The organism is Streptomyces sp. DH24 (genome assembly GCF_029813775.1).
Lineage (GTDB): Bacteria > Actinomycetota > Actinomycetes > Streptomycetales > Streptomycetaceae > Streptomyces.
The window spans coordinates 112,037-129,194 of record NZ_JARVKW010000020.1; the positions used below are offsets into that span (position 1 = coordinate 112,037).

The window sequence follows — 17,158 nt, forward strand, 5'->3', positions numbered from 1 at the left end:
CCGCACCTTGCGGACCCGGAGTCGCCGCGATGATCACCCTCCGGAGATTTTCGAGAAATCCTCGAGCCCCGGACAGCCCAGCAAACGAAAAGAGTGCTCGTCGACAAAAGGTCGAAAGAGCACTCGAAAGTCTCTGTTAACCAAAACTGCAACTGTTATCACGGTAGCACAGGGGACGCGGCAATGCCCGCCCTTCTTGGTCACTGATCCATTGGCGCAAAAATCCGCCCGGCACGCCCCGCGAATTTCTGTACCGGCGAAGAGAGATATCCGGGAGCGGGCGTCAGTCCGGGTCCGCACCGGCCCCGAACCGCGTACTCGGCAGGTCGACGGGCTCCCGGTTCCGCGCCGCGGTCCTCAACTGCCGCCGCGAGTACCGCCGATGGCCCCCTTCCGGCCGTGGCGGCGTGATCGGCCCGGCCTCCCCACGGACCGCAGGAAGGCGGGCGCCACACCGAGCACGCCGCCGCCCGCCCCAGGGTGTGCGCGGGATCGCCGTCGTCCGGGGCGCCGCCGGGCGCGTTCTCAGGGGCACGGCACCTTCGTCTCGGATTTTTTTCACGCCGCACAAACCCTCACCGCGCCGCAGGCCGATACTTCCCCTCACGACAACAGATTCCGCCCGCGGAGCGCCGTCCGGGGCGGGCCCGGGGAGCCCGGCGGACGGCGAAGGCACCGGGGCACAAAGGGCTCGGGTACTCGGGTGGAGCTGAGTACCCGCGCTCTGGTCGGTGGCGGACGGGGCCGGAAAGCTCGGGGACATGCGCGAAGAACTCCCCAAACCCCTGTGGCAGCTGCTGCCGCTCCTCGTGTCGGCCGTGGTCGCGTCGGCGCTGTGGGCCGCCTGGCTGGGCTGGGACCAGCACCGTGACGTACAGCCCGACGGCACGACCACCGGACCGTACGAGGCGTGGCAGGTGATCGGACTGGTGCTGACACTGCTCGTGCCCGTGTACTGGGCGGCCTCGCGGCACCACGTCGCGGGCGCCGCGCTCGGCACCACGGCGGGCCTGACCGCCGCCGCGTTCTACGACTGGTCGGACGACGCCAGCGGCCTCTTCATGGTGGGCGTGTGCATGGTCATGATCGGCTCTCTCGCCGTGACCGCCGCCGTGTCCGCGGTGATCGCCGCCGCGACGGGGAACGGACGACGCGCGGGCGGCTGACCACCCGTCCCGTTCCTATTACCAGGGGTTCCTACGGGCGCGCCCCGGGTTCGTCCCGGTCGGCGGGTTCGGTGGGTTCGGCGGTCCAGGTGATCTGCGGGGGCAGGACCCGGGCGCACACGGGGCCGCCGTCGGGGCCGGTCAGGCCGAGCCGCCCGACCAGCAGGCCCTGGCGCGCGGCGGCGGCCAGGGTGTCCTCGGGGATGACGTCGAGCATGAGCTTGGCGCGGCGGAACATGGTGAAACCGCCCGACGCGTCGACCGTGCCCCACGACAGGAACACGAACCGGCGCCCCAGACGGTCCTGCACGTACGGGCCCCGCACCTCGACGCCGCTCGGCGAGGCGAACGCGGTGCACTCCAGGGTCCACGTCGCGGACGCGGCGTCGCCGGGCTGCGGGTCGAGGAGCTCGCCGGGACGGCCGCGGCGCTGCACGGCGACATGGACATCGGTGTACGCGGGGACGCTGCCGTCGGCGGGAGCCCGGCAGGTGCGGCCGGGCAGGTCGACGGCGTCGATACGGATGCGCATGCCGCCCATCATCCGCCCTTCGCCGGACGCTCAGCCCGAAGTGCCGGGCTCCTGCCCGTCCCGCCCCCACTCGGAGGCACCGAGCGGACGGGTGTACGCGGGCCGCCCCGTGTTGCCGCTCGTCCGGAAGGGCCTGCCGTTGTCGTCGACGCGCACGGTGCCCTGCTTGTCCCCGCTGGACCAGTCCAGCTCCAGGTACCAGCTCACGTTGTGCGCCCGCGCGTCCGCGAAGACGTAGAAGACCTCGGGGTCCGACTCACTCACCTTGTACGGGAAGTCGCGCTGACCGGCCCGGGGGGAGACCACGGGCCGCCCGGCATCGAGGTCCACCCCGAACGCCGTCGTCTCCACGCCGCCGCCGCATCCGACGCCCATCGCGAAGTCGTTCCAGGCGAGCGGCGCGCTCTTGTCCACCACCCGCACGTGCAGGTCCTCCAGGACGACGGTGGCCCTCCCGGTGCCCTGCACGGTCAGCGTGAGCATCTGCTGCCCGCCGGCGACCCCGCCGAGCGCGGTGACCCACCCGCGCGCGTCCGGCTCACTCGGCGGCGGAGGCACCTGCTCGGGCTTCCGGTCGATCAGGTAGTGCTGGCTGCACGGACCTTCCCAGGTGTACGGGTCCACGGCGACGGTGGGCGCGGTGGCCCCGCTCTCCGTGCCACCGCCCCGGGCCGCCCCCGCTCCACCACTGCGGGACGCGGACGCGGAAGCCGAGGGGCTGCCGCTGCCCGACGCGGACGGCGAGGCCGACCGGCCCTTGGCGTCGGTCGGCGCCGAGGCGCCGGGGCTCGTGCCGGGGGATGGGGAGCCGGCCGCTCCGACGGGCTGCCCGTCGCGCCGGTCGTCGTCGGCCTTGCCGGGCAGGAGGCTCACCACGAGCACGGTCGAGACGAGGGCGGCGGCGAGGGCGGCTCCGGCGAGGAGGAGGGTGCGCCGCCGCCGTCCCACGGGATTCGGTGCCGGGTGCTGCGGCCCGACGGCGGCACCGGCCTCGGGCGCGGTCGTGGACGCCGCCCCGGCCCCCGCGGCTGCCGGCACCTCCCGCGGTTCTTCCTCCATACGAGCGCCGCTCGCCTTCTGCCCGCGCCGGGCATCCGCGAGAACCCACAGCCGGTGCAGCTCCACCAGTTCCTCGGGCGTCGCCCTGCACACCCGCGCGAACCGCTCGACGGGCGCGTAGTCCGTCGGTACGGCGTCCCCGTTGACGTACCGGTGAAGCGTGGACGCACTCGTGTGCAGCCGCTTCCCGAGCACCCCGTAACTGAGCCCGGACCGTTCCTTCAACCGGCCCAGCAGCTCCGAGAACTCGTCCCCCGCCACCATTCCTCCCTCTCCCCACGTCCCGGAACCGCATTCCAGGGGCAGGTCATTCCCCCAGGTCAGAGCCGTTGCGGGCGTTCCAGCGTCCCGAATGCCCCGACAGCGGTGGCGGCCGGGACGAATCGCCGCACAAGCTCGGTCCATCCAAGCACGCCGCTCCCGGCATCCGGTCGAGCGGCCGCCTCAACACCCGTACCGCATCAGGGGGATCACATGACCACACGCGCCAACCGCACCCGCATGCTCGTCGCCGCCGCGATCTCGGCAGCCGCGCTGACATTGACGGCGTGCAACGACGGGGAGGGCCTCCAGGAGGAGGGCGCGGGAGCGGCCTCCACGGTCGCGACCGCGTCTCCGTCCGGGACGAGCGGGGACACGTCCGCCGGGGCGGGACGGTCCGACGCGGCGAACCCGGTCCCCTCGAAGGGCTCCCAGGGCTCCCAGGGCTCGAAGGACTCGCAGGACTCGGCGGGCTCGACGGGGGACGGGGCCGGTTCGACCGGCACCTCGGGCAGCACGGGCGGTTCCACCGGCACGACGGGCGCGGCGGGCTCGAAGGACTCGGCGTCCGCGTTCGCGCCCTGCTCCAGCACCTCGACCCGGACGACCGCCACGGTGGTCTCCCGCCCCCTGAACCACCTGCTCCTCACCGTCACCAACACCGGCTCGGGGAACTGCGACCTCGTCGGCTACCCGGCCGTCCGCTTCGGCGAGGCCCAGGCCGTCCCGCCGGCCTTCGAGGACTCCAAGCCGCAGGCGGTGGTCACGCTGGCGCCGGGCGAGTCGGGCTACGCGGGCGTCCTGCTCTCGGCCGCGGACGGCAGCGGCTCCCACGGCCACACCGCCAAGACCCTGGCGGTCTTCCTCGGCGACGGCGCGGGGACCGCCCGCCCGTCCCTCCCGGCGAAGGGCGTGTACGTCGACGACTCGATCCGGGTCACGTACTGGCAGTCGACCATGGCGGATGCCCTGGCCTGGTGACGCAGGGCCTTGGCGTACTGCCTGGGACACAGAGCCTTGTGGCGTACGGCCCGGTGACGCAGGGCCTTGTGACACACGGCCGGACACGCCCGGCGTGCGGCAACTGACAGCACCGTGCGGCAACTGACCGCACCGCGGGGCGAGACGGCCCGGGTCGCCGACCCGGGCCGTCTTCGCGGGTGCCTAGGCGGATTCCCCGAGTCGCTTGCGCGGCGCCGGACGTCACCGGCCTCGTCGCCCGGAGCGCGCGGACAGGGGCCCGTTCACGGCCGGGTCAGGCGTCCGCCCGGCGGAACGCCGCCGCCACGTCCAGCGCGACCCGCGCCGCCCGCCGGGCGGCTTCGGTCTGCTTGGCCTTCTTGCCCACGGTCATCTCCTCGTCACCGAGGTCGCTGACGCACTTGAGCATCGCCCCGCCCACGAACTCCTTCGCCTTGAACGCCTCCCAGATCGCGTGCAGCACCCCGTGCGCCTCGGTCTCCACGCCGCCGATGTCGGCGGACAGGCCGAGCAACTGGGCGCGCAGGTCCGAGTCCCGCCAGGCGATCACCTTCTCGCCGCTCGCGAAGTCCTTCACCAGCAGTTCGTGGCCGTCCAGCGACGCGTCCAGCCTGCCCCGGGTGTCGAGCCGGGTGACGAGCCGCAGGACCTGTTCGTCCGTCCGGTAGACCTGCGGGCGCAGGCCGCCGCCCTCCGGTCGTACCTTCTCCGGGCCGTAGTCGAACACCTCCCGCGCCAGCAGCACGTCGCCCAGCGACACCCCGCGCTCGCCGAAGCCGCCGCACACCCCGACCAGGAGCACCAGGTGCGGACGGAACGTGGACAGCAGGTCGCGCGTCACCGCCGCCGCCGACTGGCCCCCCTGGTCGGTGGCCTGCGTCGTGACCACCCGGACCGGGGTCTGACCTGCGGAGGCCAGGTCGAAGACGTCGTAGTACCGGCCGTCGCGCTGCAGCTCGGTCGTGGTGATCTCGCGGTCGTCGAGCACGTGGAAGAGCGCCTTGGTCTCCACGGGCACGGCCGTGAGCAGGGCGACGTGGTACTCGTCTCCGGCGCTGGGCGCTGTCACTTCGAACCTCGACTTCCGTTGGTCGCGGAACCCGGCGAGCACCGCCTCGGGCCTGCGGCTGAACGACTCGACATGGGCCTGTACGCGTCTGCGCTCGGCCAGGGACTCCCGCTCGAAGGCCAGCGCCGTCTCCAGATGCGGGTTCTGCGGCGGACTGTCGCCCACCAGTTCCTCGAGACGGGCGAAGACCCGCTCCGCGACGGTCAGGGGGAGCAGGCGCAGCTGGGTGAACGGCGGGTTGACCGTCGCCCAGTAGATGTTCTCCTGCGTGAGCAGGCGGACGATGCTGGGCAGCAGGGAGTCGGTGTAGGCCGGGTCGTCGGCCGCGGCGCGCACCACGGCCGCCGCCGCGACGCCCAGTACGCCCGCGTCGCTGTCCCGGGGCCGGTTGTCCGACCGGGGGCGTTCGGGCGCGATGATGAACTTGATCAGGTCCGGGTCCGCCTGACCGGCCCGTGCCAGTCCTTCGATGGCCGTCGTGCGGTTCAACGGGTCCCGGTCGTCGTGGATCACGCCGACCAGCCACGCCTTCGTCTTCGGCGTGATCTCCCGGCGGGCCACCAGATGGACGATGGCCCCGCGCAGGGCGCTGCCGTCCGGGTCGCCGCGGGTGGTGTACCTGAGCCGGTCGGCGATCTCCGTGATCCACGACTCGTCCCCGGTGTCCAGGTGGGCGAGGGAGCCCACGGCGGCGCGCCGGGTCACGTACGTCTCCTCGGGGTTGCCGATGGTGGCCCGCAGCACGTCCGCCACCGAGGTGTCGCCTATGTGCCCGAGGGCGTTGGCCGCCGACCCGCGCACCTTCTCGTTGGTGTCCTCGGCGAGCGCGGTGGTGAGCGCGGGGACCGCCCGCGCGTCGCCGATGCGGCCGAGGGCGTTGGCGGCCGACCCCCTGGTGTGGCCGTCGGTGTCCTCGGCGAGGGTGTCGGTGAGCGCGGGGACCGCCCGGGGGTCGCCGATGCGGCCGAGGGCCTTCGCGGCCGACCCCTGTACGACGGCATCGGCGTCCTTGGCGAGCGCGGTGGTGAGCGCGGGGACCGCCTCCGGGTGGCCGATGAGGCCGAGGGCGGTGGCGGCCGCCCCCCGCACGCCGGCCGCGCCGTGGGTGAGCGCGGCGGTGAGCGTGGGGATCGCCTGGGGGTCGCCGATGCGGCCGAGTGCCTTGGCGGCCGACCCCTGCACGATGGCGTCGGCGTCACCGGCGAGGGTGTCCGTGAGGGTGGGCACCGCGCGGGGGTCGCCGATGTGGCCGAGGGCGTCGGCGGCCGAGCCCCGGACGTTGCCCCTCGCGTCCTCGGCGAGCGCGGTGATGAGGGTGCGGATCGCCTGGGGGTCGCCGATGCGGCCGAGGGCGGTGGCGGCCGAGCCCCGGACGTTGGCCTCGGTGTCCTTGGCGAGCGCGGTGGTGAGCGCCGGGACCGCTTCGGGGTGGCCGATGCGGCCGAGGGCGGTGGCGGCCGACCCCCGGACGTTGGGATCGGGGTCGCCCTCGGTGGTTTCCAGGAGGGCCGGGACGGCCCGGAACGAGCCGATCAGACCGAGCGCGGTCGCGGAAGCGCCACGCACCGTGGCCTCCGGGTCGTCCCGCATGGCCGCCCGCAGGTCGTCGACGTCCTGGTCGTTGCCGTTGGCGCCCAGCCAGTTCGCGCTGCGACGGCGGCCGAGCGCACCGGGGTCCTCGCGCAGCCACTCCCGCCGCTTCGCGGCCATGGCCTCGTCCCGGCCGGCTCCCCGCCGGGCCGGCTCCGTCTTGTTCCGCTGGTGCGTCTGACGCAGCCGCTGGAGGGACTGGGCGTCCAGCGAGCCGTTCCACAGCGCGTCCAGGATGGTGTCCGCGAACACCGGGTCGTTGGCGTTGAGCGTCCGCAGCAGACCGCGCTGGAGCCCGTCGCGCAGCACGGTCCTGGGCACGCCGGCCAGCGCCCCGGCCAGCCGGTCGCGCGTCTGGCGCCCCTGCGTGAAGCATTCGCCGAGCTGCCGCCACAGCACCCCGCGCACCTCGTCGCTCAACACGCCCCGGTTCGCCAGGAGGACATCCACGACCAGCTCGGGCGGCAGCGGCTTGGCGCCCTCGGCGAGCAGACCGAGCACGGCGCCGTCCGGGTCGGGTTGCAGACCGACCCAGTCGCCCAGGCACTGGTCCAGATAGCCGGGGTCCAGCACGACGGGGGGCGGTCCCGTGCTCTGCCACGCCAGGGCCAGGCCGAAGTCCACGAACGCCGGGTGCAGGAGGCTGTACTGACGTTCCTCCGGATCACCGACCGGCTCCACCATCTGCGTGTCCAGGAACGCCTTCACCGTGTGGGCGATCGCGTCCTTGTCGTCCCACACCCGGCCCAGCAGCGCCTCCACGTCCACGGCGAGGAAGTCCGCGTTGCCCCGGCCCGTGGTGATCGCGGCCAGCGCCGCCGCGGCCAGCGCCGCCTTCATGCCGAGCCCGCGCCGCGCCGCCTCCTCCTCGGGCCCGGCCGTGCCGAATCTGCCCTCGGTGCGGGGACGTACGACCGTCTCCAGGAGCAGGTCGGCGCGGCTGCGCGGGATCTTCCGGTCCTTGACCGACCGGGTGCCGAGCAGCCAGTCGGTCAGCAGCGACAGCATGAACGGATTGGACGCCACGCCCAGCATGTCGCCCGTCCTGATCTCGGTCAGCGCCTCGGTCGCCGACCCGTCGCGCATCCCCAGGTAGGTCTCGATGTCCTGCTCGCCCAGCGGCTCGATGGCCAGGGTCTCGACGTCGCGCTGGAGGGTCCAGTCCAGGTTGTCGACCCTGCTGCGGGACGTCGCCAGCACCGTGAAGTCGTGCGCCCCGGAGACGAGCTTCAGGATGAACTTCCACTCGGAGGAGGTGCCGCCGAACTCGCGCTGCACCTCGTTCAGCGCGTCGACCAGGAAGACCACGCGGTTCTTCCTGACGTGCTGCTTCCACAACGGCACGTCGATGCCCGAGGGGCGCAGTTGCCAGGCCAGTTTCTCGGCGGTCAGGCCGTGCACGTCCAACTGCCTGATCGTGCGGTTGTCGATGATGGCGCAGGGGGTCTCGCGGTCCAGCAGCGCGATCGCGCACTGCAGGACGGCGGTGCTCTTGCCGCTGCCCGCGCCGCCGGTCACCAGCCACGTCTTGGGCTTGGGCGCGAACTTGGACCGGTGGTCCGGCAGCTGGTCGAGCAGCGCGTCGAAACGCAGGTACTCACCGGAGTCCTCCGCGGAGTCGCGGACCCGGAAGGTGGGGCGCAGGTAGTGCTCGACGGTTCTGCTCACCAACCTGGCGCGCAGCGCGCTGTACGGCGAACCGCTCATCCGTCCCTCGTGTCCGCTCTACGCCACCCCGACAAATGTGGTCCAACTTACCACGTACGCAGCGCAGTTGAGGACGCAGGCGACGGCTGAGCGGGCGGCCGGGGGCCTTGACCAGCGGTTTCCGCAGGGGGTGGGTGAGGAGATCCGGCCTTGTCCCCTCCTCTCGGGAGGGAGCGGCGCTTGTGCGCTCACATACCTATTGACCTGCACAGATGCGCTGTGCTTCGCTCGGCGCGAGGACCTGGGGGGTGGGGGTGTGGAGGGCTGGACGAAGAGGGCGAGAGGTGCCCTCGGGATTCGGTGGGCTTCCGGTGGGCTTCCGGTGAGCTCGAGGAAGCTCGGTGATCTTCGGAAAGCGCCGGGGAGACGCATCGGGATCACGCGGGATCACTGATGAAGCGAGCGAGCGCGTCGCGCCCGGCCGAGGAGAACCCGGGTCCGGTGCGGCCGGAACCCGGCCCGTCGTCATTCCGTCTTGCCGTGACGAGTCGCGCGTCGCGAGGGGAGAATACGACGTCGCCGCGCGCGACGAGGGAACCCTCCGACGCGACCTGACCTGACCGACCAAACCTGACAACATCTACCAAAGCTGCCGAAATTGAGACTCATACCACCGCAGAACCTTCCGCGAATACGTTGGAGACCCGAGCCCTCCGCGTGGCGTCACCCACGGGCGGGACTCTGGACCGCGGTGGCCGTCACGGCCCTCGGCTTCCTCGTCGCCCTGGAGATCGCCGCCCGTCGCTACGGCGTGCCGGGACCGATCACCAACCAGGTGCGCGAGGTGGTGTACGCCCCCAAGTCGGGCGGCCTGCTCTACGCGGCCATGGCGTTGATGATGGTGGTGCTCACCTGGCGGCAACGGTTCGTCGCGGTGGCTACGGCGATCGGCATCGACCTCGCCTTCCTGGTGGTCCGCCGCGCGTTCGACCTCGGGACGAACGGCGGCCACCCCTTCGGCAACGGCGCGCTGTGGGTGATCCTGGGCTGCGCGGTCGTCGCCGTCACCCGCCGCACCGGCCCGGAACGTGTCCTGCTGCTGAAGGGCGTCGGACTGGGCATGCTGCTGGTCGCCGGCCGCAAGACCGGTGACACCTGGCTGCTCATCACGTCGAAGACCCGCCCGATGGTCCTCGACCAGTACGTGGCGACCGCCGACCAGGCGCTCGGCAACCCGTCCTGGCTGGTGGGCCGGATGGTCACCGCCACCGGCACGATCGGCTTCAACTTCCTCGACACCATCTACGGCCAGCTCGCGGTCGCCGCGGTCGTCGCCGCGCTGTACCAGCTGCGCAACGTGGCGGCCGAACGCCGCTTCCCGCGCCACCACCTGGTGCGCACCTTCCTGGTGATCGGCCTCATCGGCCCGGCCTTCTACATGATCTTCCCGGTGGTCGGACCCCTCTTCGCCTACGGCACCGGCACCGAACACTGGGCGCCGATCAGCCTGTGGGCGCCGGAAATGCCGCCCACCGAGCCCTGGGCCGTGGCCAACCTGTGGCCGCAGACGCCGCCGCCGATCACCACCCCGCACCCCATGCCGTTCGACGGGATCACCCCGCGGAACTGCATGCCGAGCCTGCACACGGCGTGGGCCACCGCGATCTTCCTCCACTCCCGGAAGGGCCCGCGCCTGCTGCGCTACGCCGGCACGTTCTGGCTGATCGCCACGCTCTGCGCCACGCTGGGATTCGGCTACCACTACGGCGTCGACCTCATCGCCGGCGTCGTGTTCACGCTCACGATCGAGGCGGCCCTGCGCTCCTACGACCGGGGCTGGGACCGCCCGGGCCTCCGCCTGGTCGCCTACGGCACGACGGTCTTCACCGCGCTCCTGATCTCCTACCGCTTCCTGCCGTCCCCCATGGCCGAACACCCGTGGGCGTCCGGCCCCCTCCTCGTCCTGGCGATGATCTCGGTGATCTACGGCTACGTACGCACGACGACAGGGTGGGAACCGAGGGCGGCGAAAACGGGGCGGGTGGAACGGCAGGCGGAGCTGGTCTGAAGAACTGCAGCTCGGTGATGGGACAGGTGGCGATGGGCCTGCCCGTAGGCCGCGGCGTAGATGAGGCGAGGCGGCGGGCCCGGCCGGGCCGACCCTGCGTCGACGCGGTGCGCGTGGCGCGCACCGGTGGTGCGGTCACGTCGACGTGCGGGTGCCATGATCGGCGGGTCTGCGAGCGTTTCAGAGGTGTTGTTTAGCCTCCCTGACCAGTCGGCTGATGTCGTCACGGGTCCGTACCCTGGCATCGTCGAGTTCGGTTCTGGTGTCAGTCCTGGCCAGGGCCGTGACGTCTGCCAGCACGTTCTCCGCGGCCTCGTTCAGCTCCTCGTCATCGGTGAGCATCTGTACCCGGAACAGCGCCTCTTGGGCGCTGGAGCGCAGGTCGTAGGCGCGGATGCGCACTGCGTCGGGTTCCTCCGGTGGTGGCTGTTCGTGCTCGCAGAACCAGAGGTGAACCAGGCAGCGGCGGTAGTTGATCAACGCGCCGGCATAGGCGGAGTAGGCGTCGAGTCGCTCCTGCCGAAGCTTCTCGCGGCGCGTGAACCGGTGGCTCCTGTCGACGGTGCGCTGCTGGAACGCCAGGGTGATCCCCGAACCAAGTAGCGTTCCCAGGACGGCTATGCCGCTGGCGATGATGGTCTCCACATCCCAAGCTGATCACGCGTTGCCGCCCCTCCAGGGGCCGTTGCCCAACTTCAATGCACGCGGAGGGCGCGCGGCATCTCGGAAGGCGGGAGGCCGGCGCCACTGAGGGTACGACCGCGCACGGCCCGCCTGGTGTGGAGATCAGCTGCCGAAGGGGCGCTGCGGCTCTGGAGAAGGCGGCCCAGCGGCAGATCGAGCGGGACAACCTGGACGAGCTGATCGCGGACTTCGACAAGGTGCACGGCCCGGCCGACCCCGAGGCCGTGGCGGCCAAGCGCGCCCGGCTGACCGGCGGCGCCCCGAATGGCGGGGCGGCCGCGACATCGGGCTGCTGACTGCCGAGCATCCGCGCTTGAGCGCGGAGAAGGTCTGAGCCGAGGCTCCACAGCAGACCCTCACGACGAAGAGCCGGCCGCTGACCGCTGACCGCGATGTCGGCGCTCGGAGGGAGTCGCAGTAGGGCGACGCCTGCTGTCACCGTGACCCCGGACTGCTCCTTCCCGCCGAGCATTCGACGACGGCTCACGCATCACCAGCGCACCAGATCGGGCGGGATGACCGCACCCGACTGTGTGCCCCTTCGCCGACGCGCTCATGGTCACGGGGATCGATGCCTTCTGTGACGCCGAACAGGGCCAGGTCGGCGACGAACGTGTCAACCACCGCTACAGAGACCGTCCACGCGACTGGTGCACCCGTGCCGGCGTCGTCGAACTCACCGTCCCCGGACAGGCCTTGATTTCGGTGGCCGTCATCGCCTGCCTCCTCGCTGTCACCCGCTCTCGGAACACAGGGAGCGCGAGAAGCGTGGCCCGAGACATGTGTCAACCCACTACGGCGCTGGTCCCGTCATGGCCCAGTTGCGTGAAGTCGGCGAGGAGGCGGCGGAGCATACGGACAGGCTTCGTCGGCTGGAGCGACGGGCGAGGGAATCGGGGAACGGCTACCGCACGGGTCCGGGACCCGGCGGTAGGTCGCCGCCGGACTGGACGACCTCGTACGCGCCGAGCGTGCGAAGCACCACACCGACGACCCTGCGCTCCACAGGGAGGAGCCATCGGCGAGCTAATGGTGCGGTTGTGGTGCGGCACCTGCCCACCGGTCTGGACAACAGAGAACCCCCGGGTCCCTGACCTGGGGGTTTCGCATGGAGCGGGTGACGAGAATCGAACTCGCGCTCTCAGCTTGGGAAGCTGATGTTCTACCATTAAACTACACCCGCGTAAGACGCCTGTGGAGACCGGTGTCCGGACGCCTGGTCACTTTACCTCATGTCGGGCCCGCTGTGCTGAAGCCAGTGGGCCCGTGTGCGTTTCGGCGGCGTGACACGGCTGCGGGGGGCCGGAGTTGGGGCGTACCGTGGAGGCGTGGGAGAGGGTTCGGGCGAGCCGGAGTGCCGCCTGGAGAGTCGTCCCTTTGATCCCGTACTGTGGCTTTTGTCGTCAGGGCAGTAGGCCAGACGCGGCTCTTGGGGAAGGGACTTAAGGGACTTGATGGAGCGCACCGTCGTCCGTTGTGCCGAAGGGCACGTGTTCACCACCGCTTCGTTCCCGATGCAGCAGGCCGAGCGGCTCGGCCCCGGTCGGCTGATGCGGTGCCCGCGCTGCGCGCGGCTCCGCAGCGTCGTGCCGGTCAGCCTCGACAAGCACCAGATGCACTAGGGGCACAGGAGCACAGGAGCACAGGGGCACTAGGTCACGAGAGGCCGTAGAGGCAGCAGTACCAGCAGTACCAGCAGTATCCCCGGCGCGTGGAGTCGTCACGATTGTGGCTGCTCCGCGCGCCTTGCGTATCCTCGGGGCGTGCTTCTCTCTGACAAGGACATCCGGGCCGAGATCGACGCCGGACGGGTGCGTATCGATCCCTACGACGACTCCATGGTGCAGCCGTCCAGCATCGACGTACGCCTCGACCGCTTTTTCCGGGTGTTCGAGAACCACCGGTACCCGCACATCGATCCGTCCGTGGAGCAGGCGGATCTGACGCGGCTGGTGGAGCCCGAGGGGGACGAGCCGTTCATCCTGCACCCCGGGGAGTTCGTGCTCGCCAGCACCTACGAGGTGATCACGCTGCCCGACGATCTCGCCTCCAGGCTGGAGGGCAAGAGCTCGCTCGGACGGCTCGGGCTCGTCACGCACTCCACCGCCGGCTTCATCGACCCCGGCTTCTCCGGGCACGTCACGCTGGAGCTGTCCAACCTCGCGACGCTGCCGATCAAGCTGTGGCCCGGCATGAAGATCGGGCAGCTGTGCATGTTCCGGCTCAGCTCGCCGGCCGAGCACCCGTACGGCAGCGAGCGGTACGGGTCCCGCTACCAGGGGCAGCGAGGGCCGACCGCCTCCCGCTCCTACCTCAACTTCCACCGCACCCAGGTCTGAGCCACCCGGGAACGGAGCCACCCCACCCCCAGCCCCGGGCATGAGCCGGCACGCGCACGACAGGAGCAGGACGCAAGCATGAGCGCCGTACGGGAGAACCTCACCTACGAGCAGTTCGGCACGGCGGTGCGCGAGCTCGCGCAGACCATCGCCGACGACGGGTACGAGCCGGACGTCGTCCTGTCCATCGCCCGCGGCGGCGTCTTCGTGGCCGGCGGTCTCGCCTACGCCCTCGACTGCAAGAACCTCCACCTGGTCAACGTGGAGTTCTACACCGGCGTCGGCGAGACGCTGGAGATGCCCGTCATGCTCGCGCCCGTCCCGAACGCCATCGACTTCACCAACAAGAAGGTGCTGATCGCGGACGACGTCGCCGACACCGGCAAGACGCTCAAGCTCGTCCACGACTTCTGCGTCGAGCACGTCGCCGAGGTCCGCTCCGCCGTCATCTACGAGAAGTCGCAGTCCCTCGTGAAGTGCGAGTACGTCTGGAAGCGCACGGACGACTGGATCAACTTCCCGTGGTCCGTACTGCCCCCCGTCGTCCGCAGGGACGGGCAGGTTCTCGACGCCTGAGAAGCGGCGTCACAGCAGAAGGGCTCCCCGCGTCGAGCGGGGAGCCCTTCTTCGTGCAGCGGTCCCGGTACCGCGTGCGGTCCTAGAACGTGCCCAGCTTCACGATCGAAAGCAGCGCGATCAGCTGGATCGCGCTCGCGCCCAGGGCCTTCGGCCACGGCAGGTCGTGGGAGTTCTTGACCATCAGGGTCAGCAGGGCGCCCGCCGCGACCCAGGTGGCCCAGCCGAGGATCTGGACGAGTGTCGCGTCGCCGCCCAGGAACATCGCGACGATCAGGCGCGGGGCGTCCGTGAGGGACATGATCAGCATGGACAGGCCGACCGTCGGCTGCCACGCGCCGTCGCCGCCGAGCTGGCGGGCCAGGGTGTGGGTGACCACGCCCAGCACGAACGCGCTCAGCACCATCGCGACGGCCGTCGTCAGCACGATCGGGACCGCGTTCGACAGGGTGGCGTTGATCGCGTCCTCGCGGGCGCCGTCGAAACCGAACACCGCGAGCAGGCCGTAGAGGAACGACACGACGAGGGCCGGGCCCCACATCGTGTAGTCGCGCATCCGGAGGAACGTCTGCTGGGGCGACAGCACGATGCCCTTCAGCAGTTCCTTCCAGTGCAGCCGCGGGCCGATCGGGCCGGGCGGCGGTGCGGCCGCGCCGGCGCGGTAGGTGCCGCCCTCGTTGTACGGGTCCTCGCCGATGGCGAACGCCTGGGTGTGGCCGGGGTTGTTCGCGGCGTACGGGTCGTGCGCCCCGCCCTGCGGGTGGCCGCCGTCGCCGAAGTACTCCGGCTCGCCGTGCCCGCCGCCCTGGGGCGGCCAGGGGGCGCCGCCGCCCGGGTACTGCTGCTGTTGCGGGTACGGCGGCTGCGCCGGGGGGTAACCGTACGACGGTCCCGGCGGCGTCTGCTGTCCGTACGGGGGGTTCTGCGGTCGCGCGTGAGGAGCGCCGTTGTCCCGGCCGCGTCCGATCCTGAATCCAGCCACGTCTTCGAACGTACCTGCTTCCGGAGAGTGACGTGCGGGGCCCCGGCATTCGGGGGCGGCTTTGCGGCCGAGCTGTGACATCCCCTAAGGGAACCCCGGCGGGCCTGCCGGATGGACAGGCCCGCCGCCTGCCCGGGTCAGCCGGCCAGTACGTCGCCGAAGTACGCGTCGCCCGCCGGGCCGCCCACGGCCGCCGCGCCGAAGGACTTCGCGCCCGTGGCGGTGACGCCGGACGTCGTGGACTTGAGGAACCACACGGCGCCGTCGCCGGTGTTCTCGCCGTAGGCGCCCGCGACCAGCTCGGCGCGGCCGTCGCGGTTGACGTCCGTGAGGCGGACCTCGGAACCGAAGAAGTCGAGTGATTCGGCCGTACCGGGGACGCCGGTGGTGTTCTGGGAGAAGGACTTGGCGCTGCTGCCGGTCAGGCCGGAGGACGAGCCGCGCAGGACGGTGACGGTGCCCGCCCTCCGGGCCGAGCCGAGGGTCTCGTCGGGGGCGCCGACCGCGATGTCGGCGTAGCCGTCGCCGTTGGTGTCCCCGGCCGACAGGCTCCGGCCGAAGCCGTCGCCCTTCTCGGCGGTGCCGGGCACGCCCGTGGTGTCCTGCGTGATGCGCACCGGGGTGCGGCTGCTCAGGCCGGTGGAGGCGCCGTAGGTGACGGTGACCGCGCCGCCGGGGCCGCCGTGCGGCTCGGTGGCCGACTTCTCCATGAAGTTGCCGGTGACGATGTCGCCGTAGCCGTCCTTGTCGACGTCCGCGATGACCGCGTCGTAACCGCCGGCGACCTTGCTGCCCGGCGTCAGGCCCGTGGCGGTGCCCTTGTAGAGGACGCTGCGGGTGCGGTAGCCGTCGCTGAACTCCTCCTGGCCCATGACCAGCAGGTCGGTCTTCCCGTCGCCGGTGACGTCGCCGGAGACGATGGTGTCGGTGTTGATGCCGGTCTGGCTCTGGGTGCCGATGCCGAGGTGTCCGGCGGCCCGGCCGGTGCGGGATATCGGGCCCTGGAAAATGCTCAGGCCGGGGTAGGCGATGTTGGCGGCGGCCAGGTCGGTGTCGCCGTCGCCGTCGAAGTCACCGGTGGCGACGGACCAGCCCAGCTCGTAGCGGTTCTCCGGGAGCGGGGAGGTGATGTCGGTCGCGGTCTTCAGGCCGGTGGAGCCGCCCCAGACGACGGTGAGGACGCCGGACTCGTCGGTGGAGCCGATGTTCTCGCCGTGCACGCCGACGATCAGGTCGGTGTAGCCGTCGCCGTCGAGGTCACCGGTGGTCGTGCGGTCGCCGAAGTAGTCGTACGACTCGGGGACGCCGGGGATGCCCTCGGTGGCCTGGCTGATGATCTGGCGCCTGGTGGTGTCGAGGCCGCTCGCGGTGCCGTAGACGACGGCGACGTAGCCGGCCCCGGACTTGCCGCCGGCCGTGCCGATGGGCGCGGAGATCGCGACGTCGCGGTAGCCGTCGCCGTTGAAGTCGCCGGACAGCCCGGAGGGCGCGGCGCTGGCGGTCGTCATCGTCATGGGCAGGGTGGTGAGCAGGCTGCCCGTGAGGGTCGCGGCCAGCAGGAGGGTGCGCTTGCGCAAGGGGGTGCTCCGTGAGGGGAGTGAGGGGAGTAGGGGACTTGTGCAGTAGGGGAAGGGGGCGGCGGCCGGGTCCCGCCCACCCACGGGGAACGGCCGTGGCCGGACGGGGGGATGCCTGGCGGACATCCGGTCGATGTGGGGCCGGACTGTTCGTGTTCGCCGGGTTGTCGCCCCGGGTTCACCGTCAGGTCGGCGATCAGGAGACCTTCGCCGTGACAGAAGGGTTGTACGGGACTTCGGTGAGGCGGTGAGGCGGCCAGTCGGGGGATCGGCGGATCGGGGGCGGGTGATCGAGGGATCGTCGAGGACGACCGCGCGCGCGGCCTCGCCCTCCGCCTCGCGCAGCACCAGGTCGTCGCCATGACGATGCCCGCGGTTCGGGAAGAAACGGCGACACCCCCCGGCCCTTGAGGCTCCGGGGGGTGTCGAACAGGGCGTCCGCTGCCGTTACTTGAGCGGCTACTTGACCGGCTACTTGACCGGTTCGGGCTCCGGTGTGCTTTCGGTTTCCGTCGTGTCCGTCGGGTCGGTGGGGGTTTTGACGGAGTCGAGGAGGAGTTGGGCGACGTCGACGACCTGGATGGTTTCCTTGGCTGTGCCGTCGTTCTTCTTGCCGTTGACGGAGTC

General features: G+C 71.4%; 13 protein-coding genes, 1 tRNA gene and 2 pseudogenes. 7 read left to right on the top strand and 9 right to left on the bottom strand.

Translation table 11 applies throughout. The annotated features are described in order from the left end of the window. Positions 1 to 325: 325 nt before the first annotated feature. Positions 326 to 479, bottom strand: a pseudogene (locus tag QC282_RS18205) (MerR family transcriptional regulator); the annotation flags it as partial. A gap of 282 nt (positions 480 to 761) precedes the next feature. Between QC282_RS18205 and QC282_RS18210 the strand changes: the two are divergent. Beyond that, positions 762 to 1,166: a hypothetical protein gene (locus QC282_RS18210; protein WP_279550520.1), complete on the top strand. Its 405-nt coding sequence runs from the start codon at positions 762 to 764 to the stop codon at positions 1,164 to 1,166. A 31-nt stretch (positions 1,167 to 1,197) separates the two neighbouring features. On the opposite strand, the gene QC282_RS18215 is transcribed toward QC282_RS18210, so the two are convergent. From QC282_RS18215 to QC282_RS32330, 3 genes are all read right to left on the bottom strand, one after another. After that, the gene (locus QC282_RS18215) at positions 1,198 to 1,698 is read right to left on the bottom strand and encodes a DUF5990 family protein (protein WP_279550521.1); all 501 of its coding nucleotides are present in this window, start codon (positions 1,696 to 1,698) and stop codon (positions 1,198 to 1,200) included. A 30-nt stretch (positions 1,699 to 1,728) separates the two neighbouring features. After that, positions 1,729 to 3,021, bottom strand: coding sequence for a helix-turn-helix transcriptional regulator (locus QC282_RS18220; protein WP_279550522.1), 1,293 nt, complete (start codon positions 3,019 to 3,021; stop codon positions 1,729 to 1,731). A 206-nt stretch (positions 3,022 to 3,227) separates the two neighbouring features. Next, positions 3,228 to 3,632, bottom strand: coding sequence for a hypothetical protein (locus QC282_RS32330; RefSeq protein ID WP_336621075.1), 405 nt, complete (start codon positions 3,630 to 3,632; stop codon positions 3,228 to 3,230). A gap of 1 nt (position 3,633) precedes the next feature. Between QC282_RS32330 and QC282_RS32335 the strand changes: the two genes are divergently transcribed. Then, the gene (locus QC282_RS32335; protein WP_336621076.1) at positions 3,634 to 3,999 is read left to right on the top strand and encodes a DUF4232 domain-containing protein; all 366 of its coding nucleotides are present in this window, start codon (positions 3,634 to 3,636) and stop codon (positions 3,997 to 3,999) included. Between the two features lie 274 nt (positions 4,000 to 4,273). On the opposite strand, the gene QC282_RS18230 is transcribed toward QC282_RS32335, so the two are convergent. Beyond that, positions 4,274 to 8,365, bottom strand: a complete 4,092-nt coding sequence (locus tag QC282_RS18230) for a HEAT repeat domain-containing protein (protein WP_279550524.1) — start codon at positions 8,363 to 8,365, stop codon at positions 4,274 to 4,276. Positions 8,366 to 9,056: 691 nt separating this feature from the next. Between QC282_RS18230 and QC282_RS18235 the strand changes: the two genes are divergently transcribed. Then, entirely contained in the window at positions 9,057 to 10,373 is a 1,317-nt protein-coding gene (locus QC282_RS18235; protein ID WP_279550525.1) for a phosphatase PAP2 family protein, read from the top strand. Positions 10,374 to 10,553: 180 nt separating this feature from the next. Here QC282_RS18235 and QC282_RS18240 read toward each other — a convergent pair whose 3' ends face one another. Then, on the bottom strand, positions 10,554 to 11,018 hold the full coding sequence (locus QC282_RS18240) for a hypothetical protein (RefSeq protein ID WP_279550527.1): 465 nt from the start codon (positions 11,016 to 11,018) through the stop codon (positions 10,554 to 10,556). A 149-nt stretch (positions 11,019 to 11,167) separates the two neighbouring features. Between QC282_RS18240 and QC282_RS18245 the strand changes: the two are divergent. Beyond that, a pseudogene (locus tag QC282_RS18245) lies at positions 11,168 to 11,353 on the top strand (hypothetical protein); the annotation flags it as partial. Positions 11,354 to 12,166: 813 nt separating this feature from the next. On the opposite strand, the gene QC282_RS18250 reads toward QC282_RS18245, so the two are convergent. Beyond that, a tRNA-Gly gene (locus QC282_RS18250) sits at positions 12,167 to 12,240 on the bottom strand. Between the two features lie 307 nt (positions 12,241 to 12,547). On the opposite strand from QC282_RS18250, the gene QC282_RS18255 reads away from it, so the two are divergent. The 3 genes from QC282_RS18255 (at position 12,548) to QC282_RS18265 (ending at position 13,972) form a co-directional block, all read left to right on the top strand. Next, entirely contained in the window at positions 12,548 to 12,679 is a 132-nt protein-coding gene (locus tag QC282_RS18255) for a hypothetical protein (protein ID WP_279550538.1), read from the top strand. Positions 12,680 to 12,820: 141 nt separating this feature from the next. Continuing rightward, positions 12,821 to 13,396 carry a dCTP deaminase gene (dcd, locus tag QC282_RS18260; protein WP_279550529.1) on the top strand — a complete coding sequence of 192 codons (576 nt, stop codon included), beginning with the start codon at positions 12,821 to 12,823 and terminating at the stop codon, positions 13,394 to 13,396. A gap of 78 nt (positions 13,397 to 13,474) precedes the next feature. Next, complete coding sequence (locus tag QC282_RS18265; protein ID WP_279550530.1) at positions 13,475 to 13,972, top strand: phosphoribosyltransferase; 498 nt, start codon at positions 13,475 to 13,477, stop codon at positions 13,970 to 13,972. An 82-nt stretch (positions 13,973 to 14,054) separates the two neighbouring features. Here the strand turns inward: QC282_RS18265 and QC282_RS18270 are convergent, their stop codons facing one another. Continuing rightward, positions 14,055 to 15,035, bottom strand: coding sequence for a Yip1 family protein (locus QC282_RS18270; RefSeq protein WP_279550531.1), 981 nt, complete (start codon positions 15,033 to 15,035; stop codon positions 14,055 to 14,057). A 56-nt stretch (positions 15,036 to 15,091) separates the two neighbouring features. Beyond that, positions 15,092 to 16,531, bottom strand: a complete 1,440-nt coding sequence (locus tag QC282_RS18275) for an FG-GAP-like repeat-containing protein (RefSeq protein ID WP_279550532.1) — start codon at positions 16,529 to 16,531, stop codon at positions 15,092 to 15,094. Positions 16,532 to 17,158 lie beyond the last annotated feature (627 nt).

What these genes read in the sequence shown, in the direction of transcription:
- QC282_RS18220 (WP_279550522.1), bottom strand. Translation starts at nt 3,021, where the DNA reads ATGGTGGCGGGGGACGAGTTCTCGGAGCTGCTGGGCCGGTTGAAGGAA.
- QC282_RS18270 (WP_279550531.1), bottom strand. Translation starts at nt 15,035, where the DNA reads ATGTCACAGCTCGGCCGCAAAGCCGCCCCCGAATGCCGGGGCCCCGCA.
- QC282_RS18215 (WP_279550521.1), bottom strand. Translation starts at nt 1,698, where the DNA reads ATGCGCATCCGTATCGACGCCGTCGACCTGCCCGGCCGCACCTGCCGG.
- QC282_RS18265 (WP_279550530.1), top strand. Translation starts at nt 13,475, where the DNA reads ATGAGCGCCGTACGGGAGAACCTCACCTACGAGCAGTTCGGCACGGCG.
- QC282_RS18230 (WP_279550524.1), bottom strand. Translation starts at nt 8,365, where the DNA reads ATGAGCGGTTCGCCGTACAGCGCGCTGCGCGCCAGGTTGGTGAGCAGA.
- QC282_RS18210 (WP_279550520.1), top strand. Translation starts at nt 762, where the DNA reads ATGCGCGAAGAACTCCCCAAACCCCTGTGGCAGCTGCTGCCGCTCCTC.